At 74.0% G+C, this 16,732-nt stretch carries 14 protein-coding genes, 2 tRNA genes and 1 pseudogene; 2 read left to right on the plus strand and 15 right to left on the minus strand.

Translation table 11 applies throughout. From position 1 onward, the window contains the following. Nucleotides 1–3 precede the first annotated feature (3 nt). Complete coding sequence (locus ACI79E_RS11615) at nt 4–411, plus strand: PH domain-containing protein (protein WP_456932697.1); 408 nt, start codon at nt 4–6, stop codon at nt 409–411. On the opposite strand, the gene ACI79E_RS11620 is transcribed toward ACI79E_RS11615, so the two are convergent. The 11 genes and pseudogenes from ACI79E_RS11620 to ACI79E_RS11670 form a co-directional block, all read right to left on the minus strand. Next, a complete protein-coding gene (locus ACI79E_RS11620; protein ID WP_456932698.1) occupies nt 408–1,166 on the minus strand; it encodes a rhomboid family intramembrane serine protease in 759 nt (252 codons plus the stop codon). The genes ACI79E_RS11615 and ACI79E_RS11620 overlap by 4 nt on opposite strands. A gap of 6 nt (nt 1,167–1,172) precedes the next feature. Next, a pseudogene (locus ACI79E_RS11625) lies at nt 1,173–1,301 on the minus strand (hypothetical protein); the annotation flags it as partial. After that, nucleotides 1,298–1,831, minus strand: a complete 534-nt coding sequence (locus tag ACI79E_RS11630) for a peptidylprolyl isomerase (protein WP_456932699.1) — start codon at nt 1,829–1,831, stop codon at nt 1,298–1,300. The pseudogene ACI79E_RS11625 and the gene ACI79E_RS11630, both read right to left, overlap by 4 nt. Nucleotides 1,832–1,944: 113 nt before the next feature. Further along, nucleotides 1,945–2,439 carry a DUF1059 domain-containing protein gene (locus tag ACI79E_RS11635; protein ID WP_456932700.1) on the minus strand — a complete coding sequence of 165 codons (495 nt, stop codon included), beginning with the start codon at nt 2,437–2,439 and terminating at the stop codon, nt 1,945–1,947. 209 nt (nt 2,440–2,648) lie between these two features. Beyond that, nucleotides 2,649–2,721, minus strand: a tRNA-Ala gene (locus tag ACI79E_RS11640). A 25-nt stretch (nt 2,722–2,746) separates the two neighbouring features. Further along, on the minus strand, nt 2,747–2,890 hold the full coding sequence (locus tag ACI79E_RS11645) for a DLW-39 family protein (RefSeq protein WP_456921840.1): 144 nt from the start codon (nt 2,888–2,890) through the stop codon (nt 2,747–2,749). A gap of 103 nt (nt 2,891–2,993) precedes the next feature. Further along, nucleotides 2,994–3,067 (minus strand) — tRNA-Ile (locus ACI79E_RS11650). Nucleotides 3,068–3,131: 64 nt separating this feature from the next. Then, nucleotides 3,132–3,869, minus strand: coding sequence for a DUF3566 domain-containing protein (locus tag ACI79E_RS11655; RefSeq protein WP_456932701.1), 738 nt, complete (start codon nt 3,867–3,869; stop codon nt 3,132–3,134). 171 nt (nt 3,870–4,040) lie between these two features. After that, nucleotides 4,041–6,509, minus strand: coding sequence for a DNA gyrase subunit A (gyrA, locus tag ACI79E_RS11660; protein WP_456932702.1), 2,469 nt, complete (start codon nt 6,507–6,509; stop codon nt 4,041–4,043). A 92-nt stretch (nt 6,510–6,601) separates the two neighbouring features. Beyond that, nucleotides 6,602–8,638, minus strand: coding sequence for a DNA topoisomerase (ATP-hydrolyzing) subunit B (gene gyrB, locus ACI79E_RS11665; protein ID WP_456932703.1), 2,037 nt, complete (start codon nt 8,636–8,638; stop codon nt 6,602–6,604). 324 nt (nt 8,639–8,962) lie between these two features. Then, a complete protein-coding gene (locus ACI79E_RS11670) occupies nt 8,963–10,378 on the minus strand; it encodes an APC family permease (protein ID WP_456932704.1) in 1,416 nt (471 codons plus the stop codon). Nucleotides 10,379–10,549: 171 nt separating this feature from the next. Here ACI79E_RS11670 and ACI79E_RS11675 point away from each other — a divergent pair, with 171 nt between their 5' ends. Further along, on the plus strand, nt 10,550–12,046 hold the full coding sequence (locus ACI79E_RS11675) for an SDR family oxidoreductase (RefSeq protein WP_456932705.1): 1,497 nt from the start codon (nt 10,550–10,552) through the stop codon (nt 12,044–12,046). A gap of 70 nt (nt 12,047–12,116) precedes the next feature. Here the strand turns inward: ACI79E_RS11675 and ACI79E_RS11680 are convergent, their stop codons facing one another. Genes ACI79E_RS11680 through recF form a run of 4 tightly spaced genes read right to left on the minus strand, consistent with a single transcriptional unit; the run spans nt 12,117 to nt 16,635 of the window. Further along, the gene (locus ACI79E_RS11680; RefSeq protein WP_456932706.1) at nt 12,117–13,913 is read right to left on the minus strand and encodes an ABC transporter ATP-binding protein; all 1,797 of its coding nucleotides are present in this window, start codon (nt 13,911–13,913) and stop codon (nt 12,117–12,119) included. Next, entirely contained in the window at nt 13,910–14,893 is a 984-nt protein-coding gene (locus ACI79E_RS11685) for a hypothetical protein (protein WP_456932707.1), read from the minus strand. Before ACI79E_RS11685 ends, ACI79E_RS11680 begins: the two co-directional genes overlap by 4 nt. Before the next feature lie 42 nt (nt 14,894–14,935). Beyond that, a complete protein-coding gene (locus tag ACI79E_RS11690) occupies nt 14,936–15,436 on the minus strand; it encodes a DUF721 domain-containing protein (RefSeq protein ID WP_456932708.1) in 501 nt (166 codons plus the stop codon). Then, the gene (gene recF, locus ACI79E_RS11695) at nt 15,433–16,635 is read right to left on the minus strand and encodes a DNA replication/repair protein RecF (protein WP_456932709.1); all 1,203 of its coding nucleotides are present in this window, start codon (nt 16,633–16,635) and stop codon (nt 15,433–15,435) included. Before recF ends, ACI79E_RS11690 begins: the two co-directional genes overlap by 4 nt. Nucleotides 16,636–16,732 lie beyond the last annotated feature (97 nt).

Consider the following 16,732-nt stretch of genomic DNA (forward strand, 5'->3'; position numbering starts at 1 on the left):
GCCGTGGAGTGGTCGGCCCCCCGGGCGCAGACGGGAGCCCTCGCGGCCGGTGGCGTCGTCCTGGCGCTGGTCGCGGTCGTGCTCGACCCGGCCGGGCGGGTGCTCGTCGGTGGGGCCGCGCTGCTGCTGCTCGTGCTGGCCGCGCGGGACCTGCTGCTGCGGCCGCGGCTGTCGGCCGGCCTCGCGGGCGTCGCCGTCCGCACCCTGACCGGCACGGTGACGCTGCCGTGGTCCCGGCTGCGCGTCCGGGTGCGCGAGACCCGGCGGCTCGGCGTCCGCTCCCGGCTGCTGGAGCTGGACGCCGAGCCGGGCGGGAACGACGACGGCGTCCTGGTGCTGCTGGGCCGCCGCGACCTCGGCGCCGACCCGGAGGACGTCGCGCGGGCGCTGCTGGCCTGGTCGTCCCGCTAACCCAGGACGACGAGCGTCGGCACGGTCAGGGCCACCACGACGAGGGCCGCGGTCAGGAGCATGAGGCCGAGCACCTGCAGCTCCGTGCGCCGCCGGGCCAGGACCACCAGGCCGGTGGCGGCGAACCCGGCGACCAGCCCGCCGAGGTGGCCGAGCAGCGAGACGCCGGGCAGGAAGCTGATGACCACGTTGATCGCCAGCAGCGTGAGCAGGCCCCGCAGGTCCTGCCGGCGGGCGATCATCACGACCGCGAGGCCGCCCAGCAGCCCGTAGATGGCCGCCGAGGCGCCGGCGACCGCGCGCCCCGGGTCGCCGAACAGCTGCAGCGCCACCGCCCCGCCGAGCAGCGAGACCAGGTACACGACGAGGTAGCGCCAGCGGCCCAGCTGCCGCTCCAGCTCGGAGCCGAACACCAGCAGCGCGAGCATGTTGAGCACCAGGTGCACGAGCCCGATGTGCAGGAAGGCCGCGGTGAGCAGCCGCCAGTCCTCCCCCAGCTCGACCAGGATCGGGATCTGCGCCAGCCGCGCGAACAGCGGCGAGAAGTGGTTGTCGAGGGGGTTGGCCCCGGCCAGGCCCGCGGAAACCGCCGTCGCGACGAACATGGCGACGTTGAGCCCGATGAGGCTCACGGTGACCAGGCCGAACCGGCTGCTCGCCCGGCGCAGCAGCGGCGCCTGGCGCGGCCGGCGCACGTCGGCCTGGCCGTCGCGCACGCACTGGGGGCACTGGAACCCGACGGAGGCCGGGGTCATGCACTCCGGGCAGATCGGCCGTCCGCACCGCGTGCAGGAGATGCGGGTCGGCCGGTCGGGGTGCCGGTAGCAGGTGGTCGTCGGGGGCGCCGGCTGCGGCCGGCCGGCGCCCCCGTCGTCGGGGCCGGTGGTCAGCTGCGCTGCACCTCGACCGACTCCAGGACGACGTCCTCGACCGGCCGGTCACCGCGGGCGGTGGGCACCTTGGCGATGCGGTCGACGACGTCGCGGCTGGCCTGGTCGGCCACCTCGCCGAAGATCGTGTGCTTGCCGGTCAGCCAGGTGGTCGGGGCGACCGTGATGAAGAACTGCGAGCCGTTGGTGCCCGGGCCGGCGTTGGCCATGGCCAGCAGGTACGGCTTGGTGAAGGCCAGCTCCGGGTGGATCTCGTCGCCGAACTTGTAGCCGGGGCCACCGATGCCCTGACCCAGCGGGTCCCCGCCCTGGATCATGAAGCCGTCGATGATCCGGTGGAAGACCGTGCCGTCGTAGAGGCGGTCGGTGGTCTTCTCGCGGGTCTGCGGGTGGGTCCACTCCCGGCGGCCCTCGGCGAGGTCGGCGAAGTTCGCGACCGTCTTGGGGGCGTGGTCGGGGAACAGGTCCACGGTGATGTCGCCGTGGTTGGTGTGCAGCACGGCGCGGCGTGCGGGAGTCGATTCGGTCACGACGTCCACTCTCCCACTGGTCCGCTCCCCGCGGCCCGCGGGGAGCGGACTGCGGCCCCGTGCGGGGTCCGCCGCGAGCCCGCGGGCGGAGGGAGCAGGGGGCACGGGCCCTCCTACATGCGCAGCACCTCGGCGACGTCGAGGTTGCGGAAGGACGCCTCACCCTCGGTCGCCTCCTGCATCCGCTTGGCGAACTCGGCGGTCACCGGGTGCTCGGAGTTCCGCATCGCCGAGGCGTGGTCGGGGAAGGCCACGATCTCGACGTAGGTGTCGAGCCGGTCGCGGTCGGCGGCGACCACGCCCCAGCGGGCGGTCGTCTCGCGGCCCATGCGCTCGCGCCACTCCTCGGCGAGCCGGCGGAACTCGCCCAGGCCACGGGCGCGGAACTCGATGAGCTGGAGGAAGGAGCCCTGCTCGACCAGCAGGGCCTCCTCGTCGCGGAGGGCCGCCCGCAGCCCGTCACGCAGCTCGGGGCCGTCGGTGTGCCCGTGCGCAGCGACCGCGTGGGCCGCCGCGATCTCGAGGACCTCGTCCTCCTCGCCGGAGATCTGGACGGTGCAGTTGCGCTCGCTCGGCATCGTCCGGCAGTCCATGGTCTTCCGTGCCATGGCTCCTCCTCACTCCAGAGCCGTGGCCCGCCCGGCCGGTGGGCCAGCGGCGGCCCCGACGGTGACCCTCGGGCGTCCCGGCGTCCAGTGGCGGAGGTCCCTACGCCGACCGGCGGCGGGACGGGTGGGTGCGACCGACCGCCACCGCCGAGCAGGGCGGGGGTGCCGTCCCCCGAGGGGAGGTCGGGCCGGTCGGGGTGGCCGGGGAGTGGAGACGAGGGGAATCGAACCCCTAACCCCCGCCTTGCAAAGGCGGTGCTCTGCCAATTGAGCTACGTCCCCGGGACGGGGCGGGTGCCCCGGTGGGTCAGCGTGCGGTGGGGGTGCTGACCGCCTGCGGGCCCCGGGTCGCCTCGGCCCACAGGTCGGCCTCGGTCCGGCCGGCGGACCGCTTGCGGACGAGGGCCAGGGCCGCTGCCCCGGCTGCCGCCAGAGCCAGCTTCTTCAGCACGCGGTGTACCTCCTCGACGGGAGTTCCCCGGCTCCGGCCTGCGGAGCGGGCCGGCCCGTCCGGGAGGACGGGCCGGGTGGCGCGCTGGGCGCCGGGACACGGGTGGGCCTGGGAGGACTTGAACCTCCGGCCTCATCCTTATCAGGGATGCGCTCTAACCGCCTGAGCTACAGGCCCGTGGACCTCGAACAGCGTACCTGGCCCGTCCGAGGCCGTCGGAGGGGGGTCCGTCCCCCTCCGCTCAGTCCCGCTCGGACAGGGTGACCTCGAGGCCGCCGACCAGGTCCGAGCACATGTTGTAGATGAACGCCGCCACGGTGCACAGCGCGGTCATGAGCACGATGTTGATCGCGCCGATGACCGCCGCGCCGCCGAAGACGATGCCCGGGGTGATGACCTCGGTGCTGCCGTCCGCGCCGGACGCGGTGCCGAGCTGGCCGAAGAGGTCGTTGAGCGTCTCGAACACACCCAGGCCGGAGAGCACGCCGTAGAGGACGCCGACGGCGACCATCCAGATGAAGAACATCGCGATGGACAGCACCAGCGAGATCTTCAGCGCCGACCAGGTGTCGATGTGCCGCAGCTGCAGCCGGGCGCGACGGGGGCCACGGGCGGCCTTCTGCTTGCCGGGCCGGCCCGCCGACCCCGCCGCGGGGGTCCCGGTGGCGGCCGGGGCGGACGGCGCCGCGACGACACCGGTGCCGGGAGCACCCGTGGCCGGTGCCGCCGCGGCGGTGGGCTCGGCGGCCGCCGGCGGTGCGATCACGGGGGCCGGGGCGACCGGCGCGGTGCCGTCGGCCGGCGCGGTGTCGTCGGCCGGCGTCACGCGCTGGGTGCCGGTGGCGGCTGCGGGCTGGGTGGTCGTGGCCGGCGTCTCGCCGTCGGCGGCGGGCTGCTGGCCGGTCGGCGCCTTGGTCGAACCGGTGGCGCCCCCAGGCCGGGACCCGGTGCGCACCGAACCCTGCGTCCGGTCGCTCATGCGAGTCTCCCGTTCCCCAGCGGCCCTCGCCGCTCCCTCGTACCCGGGTGTCCCGGCTCGCGGCCGGGGGCGCCCGGGCGCCGGTCAGATCCGTGGTGGCGTGACCGGAGGAGGTGCGGTGTCCCGGCCCGGGGGCTCGGTCGCCGCACCTCCTCCGTCATCGTGTCCAGACTAGGCGGCGGGCTCGTCGTTGTCCGTCGTCCGCGCGATCGCCACGATCGACACGTCTTCCGGCAAGTTCATGAGCTTGACACCCATGGTGGCGCGGTCCTTGTTGTGCCGCACCCCGTTGACCGGGGTCCGGATCACCCCGCCGCCGGAAGTGATCGCGTACAGCTCGTCGCCGAGCCGCACCGAGAGGGCGCCGACGAGCGAGCCCTTGCGCGCCTTCGGGTCGGCGGTGAGCACGCCCTTCCCGCCGCGGCCCTGGTTCGGGTAGTTCTCGATGCCGGTCCGCTTGGCGAAGCCGCGCTCGGTGGCGACGAGGACGTCGACGCCCTCCTCGACCACGATCATCGACAGCAGCTGGTCGTCGGGGGCCAGTGAGATGCCGCGGACGCCCTCGGTCGCCCGCCCCATCGGCCGCAGGGCGGCGTCATCGGCCTTGAACCGGATCGACATGGCCTTGCGGGTGACCAGCAGGAGGTCCTGCTCGGGGTCGATCAGGGCGGCACCGACCAGCTCGTCGTTCTCGCGCAGGTTGATGGCGATCACGCCGCCGCTGCGCGGGGAGTCGAAGTCGGTCAGCCGGGTCTTCTTCACCTGGCCGTTCGCCGTGGCGAGCACCAGGTACGGGGCGACGCCGTAGTCCTTGATCTGCATGACCTGGGCGATCCGCTCGTCGGGCTGGAACGCCAGGATGTTGGCCACGTGCGCGCCGCGGGCGGTGCGGTTGGCCTCGGGCAGCTCGTAGGCCTTGGCCCGGTAGACCCGGCCCTTGTTGGTGAAGAACAGGATCCAGTCGTGGGTGGAGCCCACGAAGAAGTGGTCGACGATGTCGTCCTGCTTGAGGGCCGCACCCATGACGCCCTTGCCGCCGCGGCGCTGTGACCGGTAGAGGTCGCTCTTGGTCCGCTTGGCGTAGCCGGTGCGGGTGATCGTGACGACGACCTCCTCCTCGGCGATGAGGTCCTCCATGGAGACGTCACCGTCGTTGGCCACGAACTTCGTGCGCCGGTCGTCGCCGTACTTCTCCACGATCTCGGCGAGCTCGTCGTGGATGATCTGCCGCTGCCGCTCGGGCGAGTCGAGGATGGCCTGCAGTTCGGCGATGCGGGCCTCGATCTCGGCCAGCTCGTCCATGATCCGCTGCCGCTCGAGGGCGGCCAGCCGCCGCAGCTGCATGTCGAGGATCGCGGTGGCCTGGATCTCGTCGATGTCGAGGAGGTCCATGAGGCCGCCGCGGGCGGCGTCGGCCGACGGGCTGTTGCGGATCAGGGTGATGACCGCGTCGAGCTGGTCGAGGGCCTTGGCCAGACCGCGCAGGATGTGCGCGCGCTCCTCGGCCTTGCGCAGCCGGTAGCGGGTCCGCCGCTGGATGACCTCGATCTGGTGGGCGACGTAGTAGCGGATCAGCTCGTCCAGGCGCAGCGTCCGCGGGACGCCGTCGACGATGGAGAGCATGTTGCAGCCGAACGTCGTCTGCAGCTGGGTGTGCTTGTAGAGGTTGTTCAGCACCACCTTGGCCACGGCGTCGCGGCGCAGGGTGATGACCAGCCGGCGGCCGACGCGGTCGGAGGACTCGTCGGCGATCTCGCTGATGCCCTGCAGCCGGCCGTCCTTGACCGCCTCGGCGATCGCCTCGGCCAGGTTGTCCGGGTTGACCTGGTAGGGCAGCTCGGTGACGACCAGCTGGACCCGGCCCTTGGCGTCCTCCTCGACGGTGACGACGGCGCGCATGCGCACCGAGCCCCGGCCGGTGCGGTAGGCGTCCTCGATGCCCTCCCGGCCGACGATGAGCCCGGCGGTCGGGAAGTCGGGGCCGGGGATGCGCTGCATGCAGGCGGTGAGCGCCTCCTCCGGCTCGGCGTCCGGGTTCTCCAGCATCCAGAACACCGCCGCGGCGACCTCGCGGAGGTTGTGCGGGGGCATGTTGGTGGCCATGCCGACCGCGATGCCGGCGGAGCCGTTGATCAGCAGGTTGGGGATGCGCCCGGGCAGGACCAGCGGCTCCTGGTTCTTGCCGTCGTAGTTCGGCTGGAAGTCGACGGTCTCCTCGTCGATGTTGGCCAGCATCTCCATGGCCAGCGGGGTCAGCCGGGCCTCGGTGTACCGCATGGCCGCGGCCGGGTCGTTGCCCGGCGAGCCGAAGTTGCCCTGCCCGTCCACCAGCGGGTAGCGCATCGCCCAGGGCTGGGCCAGCCGGACCAGGGCGTCGTAGATGGAGCTGTCGCCGTGCGGGTGGTAGTTACCCATGACCTCACCGACGACGCGGGCGCACTTGACGTAGCCGCGGTCGGGGCGGAAGCCCTGGTCGAACATGGCGAACAGCACGCGCCGGTGCACGGGCTTGAGGCCGTCGCGGACCTCCGGCAGCGCGCGGCCGACGATGACCGACATCGCGTAGTCGATGTAGCTGCGCTGCATCTCCTGCTGGAGGTCGACCGGCTCGACGCGGTCGCGGGCAGGGGTCTCGGTCACGGTTCAGGTCTCTCCGGTTCGGTGGACGGTGTCGCAGGACGCGGCCCCCTCGCGGGGACCCGCGTCGAGCGGAGCGAGGCGAGGGGGTCCGTCTAGACGTCCAGGAAGCGGACGTCCTTGGCGTTGCGGGTGATGAAGCTGCGGCGGGCCTCGACGTCCTCGCCCATGAGCACGCTGAACAGCTCGTCGGCGGTGGCGGCGTCCTCGAGGGTGACCTGCAGCAGGATGCGCGTCTCCGGGTTCATCGTGGTGTCCCAGAGCTCGGTCGCGTTCATCTCCCCGAGGCCCTTGAAGCGCTGGATCGCGTCGTCCTTGGGCAGCTTGCGGCCGGCCTCGGCGCCGGCCTTGAGGACGGCGTCGCGCTCCTTGTCGGTGTAGACGTACTCGTCACCGATCTTGCCGCCCCACTTGATCTTGTACAGCGGCGGCTGGGCCAGGTAGACGTAGCCGGCCTCGACCAGCGGCCGCATGAAGCGGAACAGCAGCGTCAGCAGCAGGGTGCGGATGTGCTGGCCGTCGACGTCGGCGTCGGCCATCAGCACGATCTTGTGGTACCGGAGCTTCGAGACGTCGAACTCGTCGTGGATGCCGGTACCGAAGGCGGTGATCATCGACTGGACCTCGGTGTTCTTGAGGACCCGGTCGATGCGCGCCTTCTCGACGTTGATGATCTTCCCGCGGATGGGCAGGATCGCCTGGAACATCGAGTCGCGGCCGGACTTCGCCGACCCACCGGCGGAGTCACCCTCGACGATGTAGATCTCCGAGGCCCGCGGGTCGGTGGAGCGGCAGTCGGCCAGCTTGCCGGGCAGCGAGTTGTTGCTCAGCAGGTTCTTGCGGGCCAGCTTGCGGGCGTCCTGCGCGGCACGCCGGGCCCGGGCCGCCGAGGCCGCCTTGTTGATGATCGTCTTGGCCTCGGTCGGGTTGGCCTCGAACCAGTGCGCGATCTGCTCGTTGCAGATCCTCTGGACGAAGCCCTTGACCTCGGTGTTGCCGAGCTTGGTCTTCGTCTGGCCCTCGAACTGCGGGTCGCCGAGCTTCACCGAGACGATCGCGGCCAGGCCCTCGCGGATGTCCTCACCCGTGAGCTTCTCGTCCTTGGCCTTGAAGAGCTTCTTGTCCTCGGCGTAGCGGTTGACGACGGAGGTCAGCGCGGTGCGGAAGCCCTCCTCGTGGGTGCCGCCCTCGTGGGTGTTGATCGTGTTGGCGAAGGAGTAGACCGACTCGGAGTACGCGTCGGACCACTGCATGGCCACCTCGACGCTCATCCGCATGTCGTTCTTGCCGGTGCCCTCGGCGCCGAAGCTGATGATCGAGCGGTGGATCGGGGACTTCTTGACGTTGATGTGCTTGACGTAGTCCTCGAGGCCGCCGTCGTAGCGGTAGGTGATCTCCGTGGCCTCGAACGCCTCGGCCTCGGCGCCCGGCTGCGGGGCGGCCTCGGCGAGGGTGACCTCCTCGGCCATGCCGGTCTCGGCCTTGCCGTGGCCGGGGCGCTCGTCGCGCAGCACGATGGTCAGGCCCTTGTTGAGGAAGGCCATCTCCTGCAGCCGGCGGCTGATCGTGTCGAACGAGTAGTTCGTGGTCTCGAAGATGTCGCCGTCGGCCCAGAAGGTGATCTGGGTGCCGCGCTTCTTCGTGGGGCCGATCTTCTCCAGCGGGCCGGGCTTGGCCATGTCGTAGCGCTGGTGCCACTCGGTGCCGTGGGTCCAGATGCGCACGTCGAGCGCGGTGGACAGCGCGTTGACGACGGTGACGCCGACGCCGTGCAGGCCGCCGGAGACCGCGTAGCTCTTGCCGTCGAACTTGCCGCCCGCGTGGAGGATGGTCATGACCACCTCGACGGTGGGCCGCTTCTCCACGGGGTGCATGTCCACCGGGATGCCGCGGCCGTTGTCCTCCACCCGGACACCGCCGTCGGCCAGCAGGGTGACCTTGACGGTGTCGCAGTGACCGGCGAGGGCCTCGTCGACGGAGTTGTCGACGACCTCCCACACCATGTGGTGCAGACCACGCTCACCGGTGGAGCCGATGTACATGCCGGGGCGCTTGCGCACGGCCTCGAGGCCCTCGAGGACCGTGATCGAGCTGCCGGAGTACGCGTTCTCAGTCTGGGGTCGAGCGACCACGTGGGGCCCTTCTGTCGCGCAACCGGCGCACGGCTCCCCGGCCTCGCGGGCGGGGGGCTGGACGCGGACGGCGTCGCACCCCTGAGGGGCGCAGAACGACGCTGAGCCGGTTGCTGGCGGTTTCTCGTTCCCAGGATACCGGGTGGGACGACAGGAATGCCGCCGTCCACGCCCTGAGGCCGTTCCTGTGCCACTCCCGGCTCGCTCGCCACCCCCGGTGCTGGCCCGGGGGTCGACATGCCGTCCCCGGCGATCTGGTGACCGGCCGGGGCCAACCCCTGAAGGGCGACTCCGACCGGAGCCCGCGAGCGGAGGGGTCCCGCCTCAGTTGACCGGGCCGCCCTTGGTGAACCGGTCGGGGTCCAGCTGCGGGACGGCGGGGCCGGTCCGGCGGTTGATCAGCACCGTGATCCCCCAGAGGACGACGCCGATGACCAGCAGCACGCCGGCGATGCGGTACTGCTCGGCCGGGCGCCCGGCCCAGGGCGTGGCGAGGAAGCCGCAGGCCAGGGCGCCGACCACCGGCAGCACGGTCGGCGTGCGGAAGTGCTCGGCGTCCACCCTGTCCCTGCGCAGCACGAGGACGGCGACGTTGACGACGGTGAAGACGACGAGCAGGAGCAGCGCCGTCGTCCCGCCGAGGGCCGGCACCGCGCCGACGAAGGTGATCAGCCCGAAGGCCAGCGCGGTGGTGAACAGGATGGCGGTGGTGGGGGTGCGCCGCCGCGGGTGCACGCGGCCCAGCAGCGGCGGCAGCACGTGCTGGCGGCTCATGCCGTAGACCAGCCGGCTGGCCATGAGCATGTTGATCAGCGCGGAGTTGGCGACGGCGAACATGGTGATGACGCCGAAGATCCCGATGGGGAAGCCGGGGGCGCCGGCCTGGACCACCTGCAGCAGCGGGGTGTCGCCCTCGCTGAGGTCACTCGCCGGCACCAGCGCGATCGCCGAGATCGACACCAGCACGTAGATGAGGCCGGTGAGGCACAGGCCGGCGAGCAGCACCTTGGGGAAGATCCGCCGCGGCTCCTTGCACTCCTCGGCCATGTTGACCGAGTCCTCGAACCCGACCATCGCGAAGAACGCCAGCCCGGTCGCCGCGATCACCCCGCCGATGACCGAGCGGTCGCCGGTGTCGAACTCCGTCACCCGCGAGAAGTCCCCCTCGCCCAGGCCCAGCGCCCAGACGCCGACCCCGATGACGATGAGCAGGCCGGAGAGCTCCACGCAGGTGAGCACCACGTTGGCCTTGACGCTCTCCCCCACGCCCCGGTGGTTGACCAGCGCCACCAGTGCCATGAAGCCGAGGCCGATGAGGGTGATCCCGATGCCGTCGGCGATGTGGAGCCCGAACACGCTCGCCGCGTTGGCGCTGAACGCCCGCGCGGCGGTGGACGCCGACGTGATGCCGGAGCTCATCACCGCGAAGGCGACGAGGAACGTGACGAAGTGGACGCCGAACGCCTTGTGCGTGTACAGCGCCGCACCCGCGGCCTGCGGGTACTTGGTCACCAGCTCCAGGTAGCTGAAGGCGGTGACCAGCGCGACCAGGAACGCCACGAGGAACGGCAGCCACACGACCCCGCCCACCTGGGCGGCGACCTGCCCGGTGAGCGCGTAGATGCCGGTGCCGAGGATGTCGCCGACGATGAACAGCAGCAGCAGCCCGGGCCCCATGACCCGCCTGAGGGTGGGCTGACCGTCCTCGGTCCGTTCCGGCGCCTCGGTGGTGTCAGCCATGGGGCCTCCTGCTCGGCTGGAGAAGGGTCCTCCTCCCCGCCGCTCGCACGCCCGCGGCGGGCCCTGCAGGAGGGCCGCGATCGACTGCACTGCCCGGCACGCCGATCGTGGTGGCTGCACGGCACGAGCGCGACCCGAGCGGCGCCTCCGGGGACGGCCGACACTCGGTGCATGGCCGAGACCGCCGCGAAGACCTGCCTCGTCACCGGGGCCACCGGCTACATCGGCGGGCGGCTGGTGCCCGAGCTGCTGGCCGCTGGCCACCGGGTGCGGGTGATGACCCGCTCACCGGAGCGGCTGCGCGACCACCCCTGGGCCGGCCGGGTGGCGGTGGCCCGCGCCGACGCCGGGGACGCCGAGGCGGTCGCGGCCGCCTGCGCCGGGGTCGACGTCGTCTACTACCTGGTGCACGCCCTGGGCACCGGCCCGGAGTTCGAGGAGACCGACCGGCGCACCGCCGGGGTGGTGGCGGCCGCCGCGCGGGCGGCCGGGGTGGGGCGGCTGGTCTACCTCGGCGGGCTGGAGCCGGCCGACGAGGAGCTGTCCCCGCACCTGCGCTCGCGCGCGGAGGTGGCGCAGATCCTGCTCGCCTCCGGCGTCCCGACCGTCGTCCTGCGGGCGGCCGTCGTGCTCGGGTCCGGATCCGCGTCGTTCGAGATGCTCCGGTACCTGACCGAGCGGCTGCCGGTGATGGTCACGCCGCGGTGGGTGCACAGCCGCATCCAGCCGATCGCGATCCGCGACGTGCTGCGCTACCTGGTCGGCTGCGCCGCCCTGCCGCCCGACGTCCACCGGTGCTTCGACATCGGCGGCCCGGACGTCATGGACTACGCCGAGATGATGCAGCGGTTCGCGGCGGTGGCCGGGCTGCCGCGGCGGCGGATCCTGCCGGTGCCGCTGTTCACCCCCTCGCTGTCCAGCCACTGGGTGGGGCTGGTCACGCCGGTGCCCGCCGGCATCGCCCGGCCGCTGGTGGAGTCGCTGCGCAACACCGTGGTCTGCGGGGAGCACGACATCGCCGCGTACGTGCCCGACCCACCCGAGGGCCTGCTCGGGTTCGACGAGGCCGTGCGGCTGGCCATCCAGCGGGTCCGCGACGCGACGGTGGCCACCCGGTGGTCCTCGGCGTCGGTCCCCGGGGTGCCGTCGGACCCGCTGCCCACCGACCCCGACTGGGCCGGCGGCAGCCTCTACGTCGACGAGCGCACCCGGGAGACCGCCGCCTCACCGGCCGCGCTGTGGCGGGTGGTCGAGGGGATCGGCGGGGAGAACGGCTGGTACTCGTTCCGGCTGGCCTGGGAGGTGCGCGGCTGGCTGGACCGGGCGGTCGGCGGGGTGGGCCTGCGCCGGGGACGGCGCTCGCCGTCGCGGCTCTACGTCGGCGACGCGCTGGACTTCTGGCGGGTCGAGGAGCTCGAGCCGGGCCGGCTGCTGCGGCTGCGCGCGGAGATGCGCGTGCCGGGCCTGGCCTGGCTGGAGTTCCACGTGGAACAGGAGGGTGGGCGCACCCGGCTGCGGCAGAAGGCGACGTTCAAGCCGAACGGGCTGTTCGGGCACGTGTACTGGTGGGTGCTGGTCCCGTTCCACGGCTTCGTGTTCGGCGGGATGCTGCGCAACACCTGCCGGGCCGCAGAGGCTCCGGCCGCGGAGCAGGCCGCGGCGGCGTGACCGTGGGCGCCGACGCGGGGTCCCGCGGCCGGGGACCCCTCGTCAGCGCACCCGCTCGGGAGCCCGCAGCTCACACCAGCAGCTGGGCGGCGGCGAGCTCGCGGTAGAGGGGGCTGGACTCGACCAGCTCCGGGTGCGTGCCGCGGGCCACCACGCGGCCGCCGTCGAGCACCACGATCTGGTCGCTGTCGAGCACCGTGGACAGCCGGTGGGCCACCACGAGCAGCGCGCGGTCCTCGGCGGCCGCGGCGAGGGTCTGCCGCAGCAGCTGCTCGTTGCGGGCGTCGAGGCTGGCGGTGGGCTCGTCGAGCAGCAGCAGCGCCGGCCGGGCCAGCAGCGACCGGGCGATCGCCAGCCGCTGCCGCTCCCCGCCCGAGAGCAGGACGCCCTCGTCCCCCACCGGGACGTCGAGCCCGCGCGGGGAGCGCTGCACCACGTCGGTGAGCCCGACGTCGGCGAGCACCGCCCACAGCTCCGGGTCGGTGGCCTCCGGCGCGGCCAGCAGCAGGTTGTCGCGCACCGAGCCCGCGAGCACCGGGGCCTCCTGCTCGACGTAGCCCAGCCGCCCCCGCAGCCCCGCCCGGGGCAGGTCCCGCACGTCGGTGCCGGCCCAGCGGATCGCCCCACCGGTCAGCGGGTAGAAGCCCTCGACCAGCGCGAGCACCGTCGACTTGCCCGCACCCGAGGGGCCCACCAGCGCCACCCGGCCGCCGGCCGGCACCGCCAGCGACACCTCCCGCAGCACCTCGGTGCCGTCCGGGTAGGCGAAGGAGACGCCGTCCAGCTCGAGCAGCGGGACCTCCCGGGACGACGGCGCGGCGGGCACGGCGACGGCGGCGCCGCCGCGTTCGGGCCGGCCGTCCTCCTCGGGGTCCAGGCCGAGCACCTCCTGGATGCGGGCCAGCGCACCCAGGCCGGTCTGCAGCTGGGTCCACGCCCCGATCGCCTGGCCCAGCGGCATCACCAGCAGGAACAGGTACAGGATGAACGCGACCAGGTCGGCGACGGCGATCGTGCCCGCGGCCACCCGGTACCCGCCGAGGCCGAGGACGGCGAGGAACGCGCCCTGGACGGCGATCGAGCCGGCCGGGGAGACCAGCGCCTCCAGCCGGGCCACCCGCACACCGGCCGTGTAGGCCCGGCCCGCGCTCGTGCCGACCACGTCCACCTCGCGGGTGGTGGCGCCGCTCGCGCGGATGGTGCGGACCGCCGACAGCGCCCGCTCCACCGCGGCGCTCATCGCGCCGACCTCCTCCTGCGCCTGCCGCGACAGCCGGCGCACGCCCCGGGCCACCGAGGCGACGACGGCCACGCCGACGGCGACCGCGACGACGGTGACCAGCAGCAGCCAGCCGTCGACCAGCGCCATCGCCACGAGCGCGCCGACGCCGACGACGACCGACCCGGCGATGTCGACGACGCCGGAGGTGACCGTGGCCCGCAGCAGCGTGGTGTCCGCGCCCACCCGCGACATGAGGTCCCCGGTGCGCCGCCGGTCGTACTCGGCGATGGGCAGCCGCAGCAGCCGGTCGGCCACGGTCCGGCGGGTGGTGAGCACCACGCCCTCGGCGGTGCGCTGCAGCAGGTACTGCTGGAACGCCGACAGCGCCGAGGCGGCCACGAGGACGACGACCAGCGCGACCACCGCCGGCAGCAGGGCCCGCCCGGCCCCGACCGCCTCGATGACGCGGGCCACCAGCGCCGGCTGGGCCAGCGCGCCGGCGGCCGCCACGAGGGAGAGCGCGGCGGCCCCCAGCAGCGGCCCCCGGTGCGGGCGCAGCAGCGGGAGCAGCTCGCGGAGTCCGGCGGAGGGGGCGGGCTCCGGACCGGCCGCCGGAACGGGAGCGGGGTCGGCGGGGTCGGTCACGAGCCGGCGGCGAGGGCGCCGACGATCGCGGTCAGCAGCCGGGCGTGGTGCTCGATGAGCTCGGGCCGGTGACCGTCGGGCCGGATCGCGGCGACGAAGCCGCCCGCCCACGCGGAGCCCTGCCCGGCCGACGTCCAGAACTCGTCACCGTCGTCGGTGGCCAGCAGCAGGCCGCGCACCGTCGCGTCCTCCGCCAGCCGGCGCGTGACCGGGCCGTCCTCGGCGGCGAGCAGCACCCACCGCGCGTCGAACTCCGGATCGCCGCTGGGCACCTGCACCAGCCCACCGGTGCGGTGCTTCCAGAAGCGGGCCGGTGAGAGCCGCAGCCGCGGCACGGGGATGAGCACGGGCGCGGCGGTGATCGCGTACTCCGGCACCGCGTACCGCCCGGACGCGTAGAGGACGTCGAAGGCGACCAGCTCGGTCGACCCGTAGCGGCCGCGCATCACCCCGGCCGGCCGGTGGTCCCTCGTCGCCCGGACCGGCGCGGAGGCCACCAGCTCGGCGAGGACGGCGTCCTCGGGTCCGGTGCCGTCGGAGATCTCCCACCCGTGCTGCAGTGCCCACCCCTGGGCGCCCACGGGGTCGCCCTGGTACGCGAAGACGCGCTCGACCTCACCGGGCTGCCGCGGCCGCCGGCTGCCGAACAGGCCGCCGCGGGCCGGCTGCTCCGCGGGCGGCGGCCCCCACGGCCCACCGGACGGCGACCGGTCGTCCTCCGGCTCGACCGGAGAGCCGGGTCCGCCGCGGGACGGGCCCGGCCGGGCGGGCTCGGCGGCCGGCAGGTCCCAGCCCGGCGGCTGCCAGGAGGTGCCGTCGTCGGCCGGGCGCTGCGCACCGGCCGGGTCGTCGGGACGCCCCGCGGCGGGACCGGGCGCCGGCTGCGCGGCGTCGCCCTCGCCCAGGTGGGAGGGCTCCCGCCAGCCACTGCCGTCGTCGGGCCGGTCGTCGAAGCCGTCGCGGTCGCGCGGGCTGCTCATCGCTGCACCGTCCTCCCGGAGCGACCCGCCTCGGGCCGGCTCCTATCCGTACGTGTCCCGGGGCCCCCGCCCGCGGACCGACCGCGGGCCCTTCTTCCAGCTGGGGGCCGTCGGTCCGACAACGCGCAGGCGGGTCACGACGTCCCCGCCCACCTGGGCGCGGAGCCGGCCGAGGATCGTCGGGGCGAGCAGCCGCAGTTGCGTCGCCCACGCGGTGGACTCGGCGACGACCAGCAGTTCGCCCTCGGTGAGGGTCTGCGGGGTGCAGTGCGCGGCGATGTCCGGGCCGACCAGCGCCGACCAGCGGCCGAAGACCGCACCCACCTTGGTGTGGGCGCTCCAGTCCTGCGCGGTGACCAGCGAGTCGACCAGCCGGCCCAGCGGCTGGGGGTCGTCGTCCCCCGGCCGGGGGCCGGTCCAGGCGCGGCGCGGCCCGGCGATCCGCCGCCGGGTCGGGCGCGGCCGGGCCGCCGACGCGGCACGCGCCGCCTCCAGCGCCGCGCGGGCGATGTCACTGGGGCGGGACGGGGGGTCAGCGGTCACCGGACCTCCTCCTCGAGCACCGCGGTGTCCACGGCCCCATCCTCGGCGGGCGCGGGGGTCAGCGGAACCGCCTGGCCACCGGCGACCTGCACGACCGTGCCGCGCAGCTCGGCCGGGACGTCGTCGAGCACCGCGGCGGTGATGAGGGTCTGCTCCGCGGACCGGGCCACCGCGGCGAGGGCCGCCCGGCGGTCGGCGTCCAGGGTGGCGAAGACGTCGTCCAGGACGAGCACCGGCTCCTCGCCGTCGGCGCGCAGCAGCGCGAAGCAGCCGAGCTTGAGGGCCAGCGCCAGCGACCACGACTCCCCGTGGCTGGCGAACCCCTTGGCCGGCAGGGAGCCGAGGGAGATGACCAGGTCGTCGCGGTGCGGCCCGACCAGGGTCATCCCCCGGTCCACCTCCTCGCCGCGGCGCTCGGCGACCCGTTCCCGCAGCGCCGTGCTGAGCTCGGCGGCGTCGGGCAGCCGGGCGCCCTCGGCCAGCGGCGTGCCGTCGCCGGCCAGCGGCACGGTGCTGGCGTAGCCCAGCGCCGCCGTCGCGGCGTCGGCGCCGGCCACCCCCGCGTAGGCGCGGGTCACGTGCGGACCGAGGTCGGCCACCAGTCGCAGGCGGGCGGCGAGCAGCTGCCCGCCGAGGTCGATCAGGTGCCCGTCCCAGACGTCGAGGGTGGCCAGGGCGTTGCCGCGGGCCAGCCGCGCGGTCTTGAGCAGGGCGTTGCGCTGCTTGAGCACCCGGTCGTAGTCGCTGCGCACGCCGGCCAGCCGCGGCGTCCGGCTGACCAGCAGGTCGTCGAGGAACCGGCGCCGCTCGGCGGGGTCGCCGCGGACCAGCACGAGGTCCTCCGGCGCGAACAGCACCGACTTCACCAGGCCCAGCAGCTCCCGGGGCCTGGGCAGCGGCGCCCGGTTGACGCGGACCCGGTTGGCCCGCCCGGGGTTGATCTCGATCTCGACGAGCAGCTCGCGGTCCTCGCGGCGCAGGGCCGCGCGCACCACCGCCTGCGCGGCGCCCTGACGGACCAGCGGTGCGTCGCTGGCGACCCGGTGGCTGCTCATGCTGGCCAGGTAGCCGACGGCCTCGACCAGGTTGGTCTTGCCCTCGCCGTTGCGGCCGACGAGGACCGTCGGCCCGGGGCGCAGGGTGAGGTCCACCCGGTCCCAGTTGCGGAACGAGCCGAGCTGGAGGTGCCGCAGGTACACCTGTCAGGCCCCCGAGGGGGGGTTGTGGGCCGTTGTGCCCCAGCGCCGGGTCGGGCGGCGCGTGCTCCCGCCGGGCGCACGGCCGCCAGCAGGTGGC

The organism is Geodermatophilus sp. SYSU D00079 (assembly GCF_054050635.1).

What these genes read in the sequence shown, in the direction of transcription:
- ACI79E_RS11685 (WP_456932707.1), bottom strand. Translation starts at nt 14,893, where the DNA reads ATGAGCAGCCCGCGCGACCGCGACGGCTTCGACGACCGGCCCGACGAC.
- ACI79E_RS11655 (WP_456932701.1), bottom strand. Translation starts at nt 3,869, where the DNA reads ATGAGCGACCGGACGCAGGGTTCGGTGCGCACCGGGTCCCGGCCTGGG.
- ACI79E_RS11620 (WP_456932698.1), bottom strand. Translation starts at nt 1,166, where the DNA reads ATGACCCCGGCCTCCGTCGGGTTCCAGTGCCCCCAGTGCGTGCGCGAC.
- ACI79E_RS11635 (WP_456932700.1), bottom strand. Translation starts at nt 2,439, where the DNA reads ATGGCACGGAAGACCATGGACTGCCGGACGATGCCGAGCGAGCGCAAC.
- ACI79E_RS11670 (WP_456932704.1), bottom strand. Translation starts at nt 10,378, where the DNA reads ATGGCTGACACCACCGAGGCGCCGGAACGGACCGAGGACGGTCAGCCC.
- ACI79E_RS11675 (WP_456932705.1), top strand. Translation starts at nt 10,550, where the DNA reads ATGGCCGAGACCGCCGCGAAGACCTGCCTCGTCACCGGGGCCACCGGC.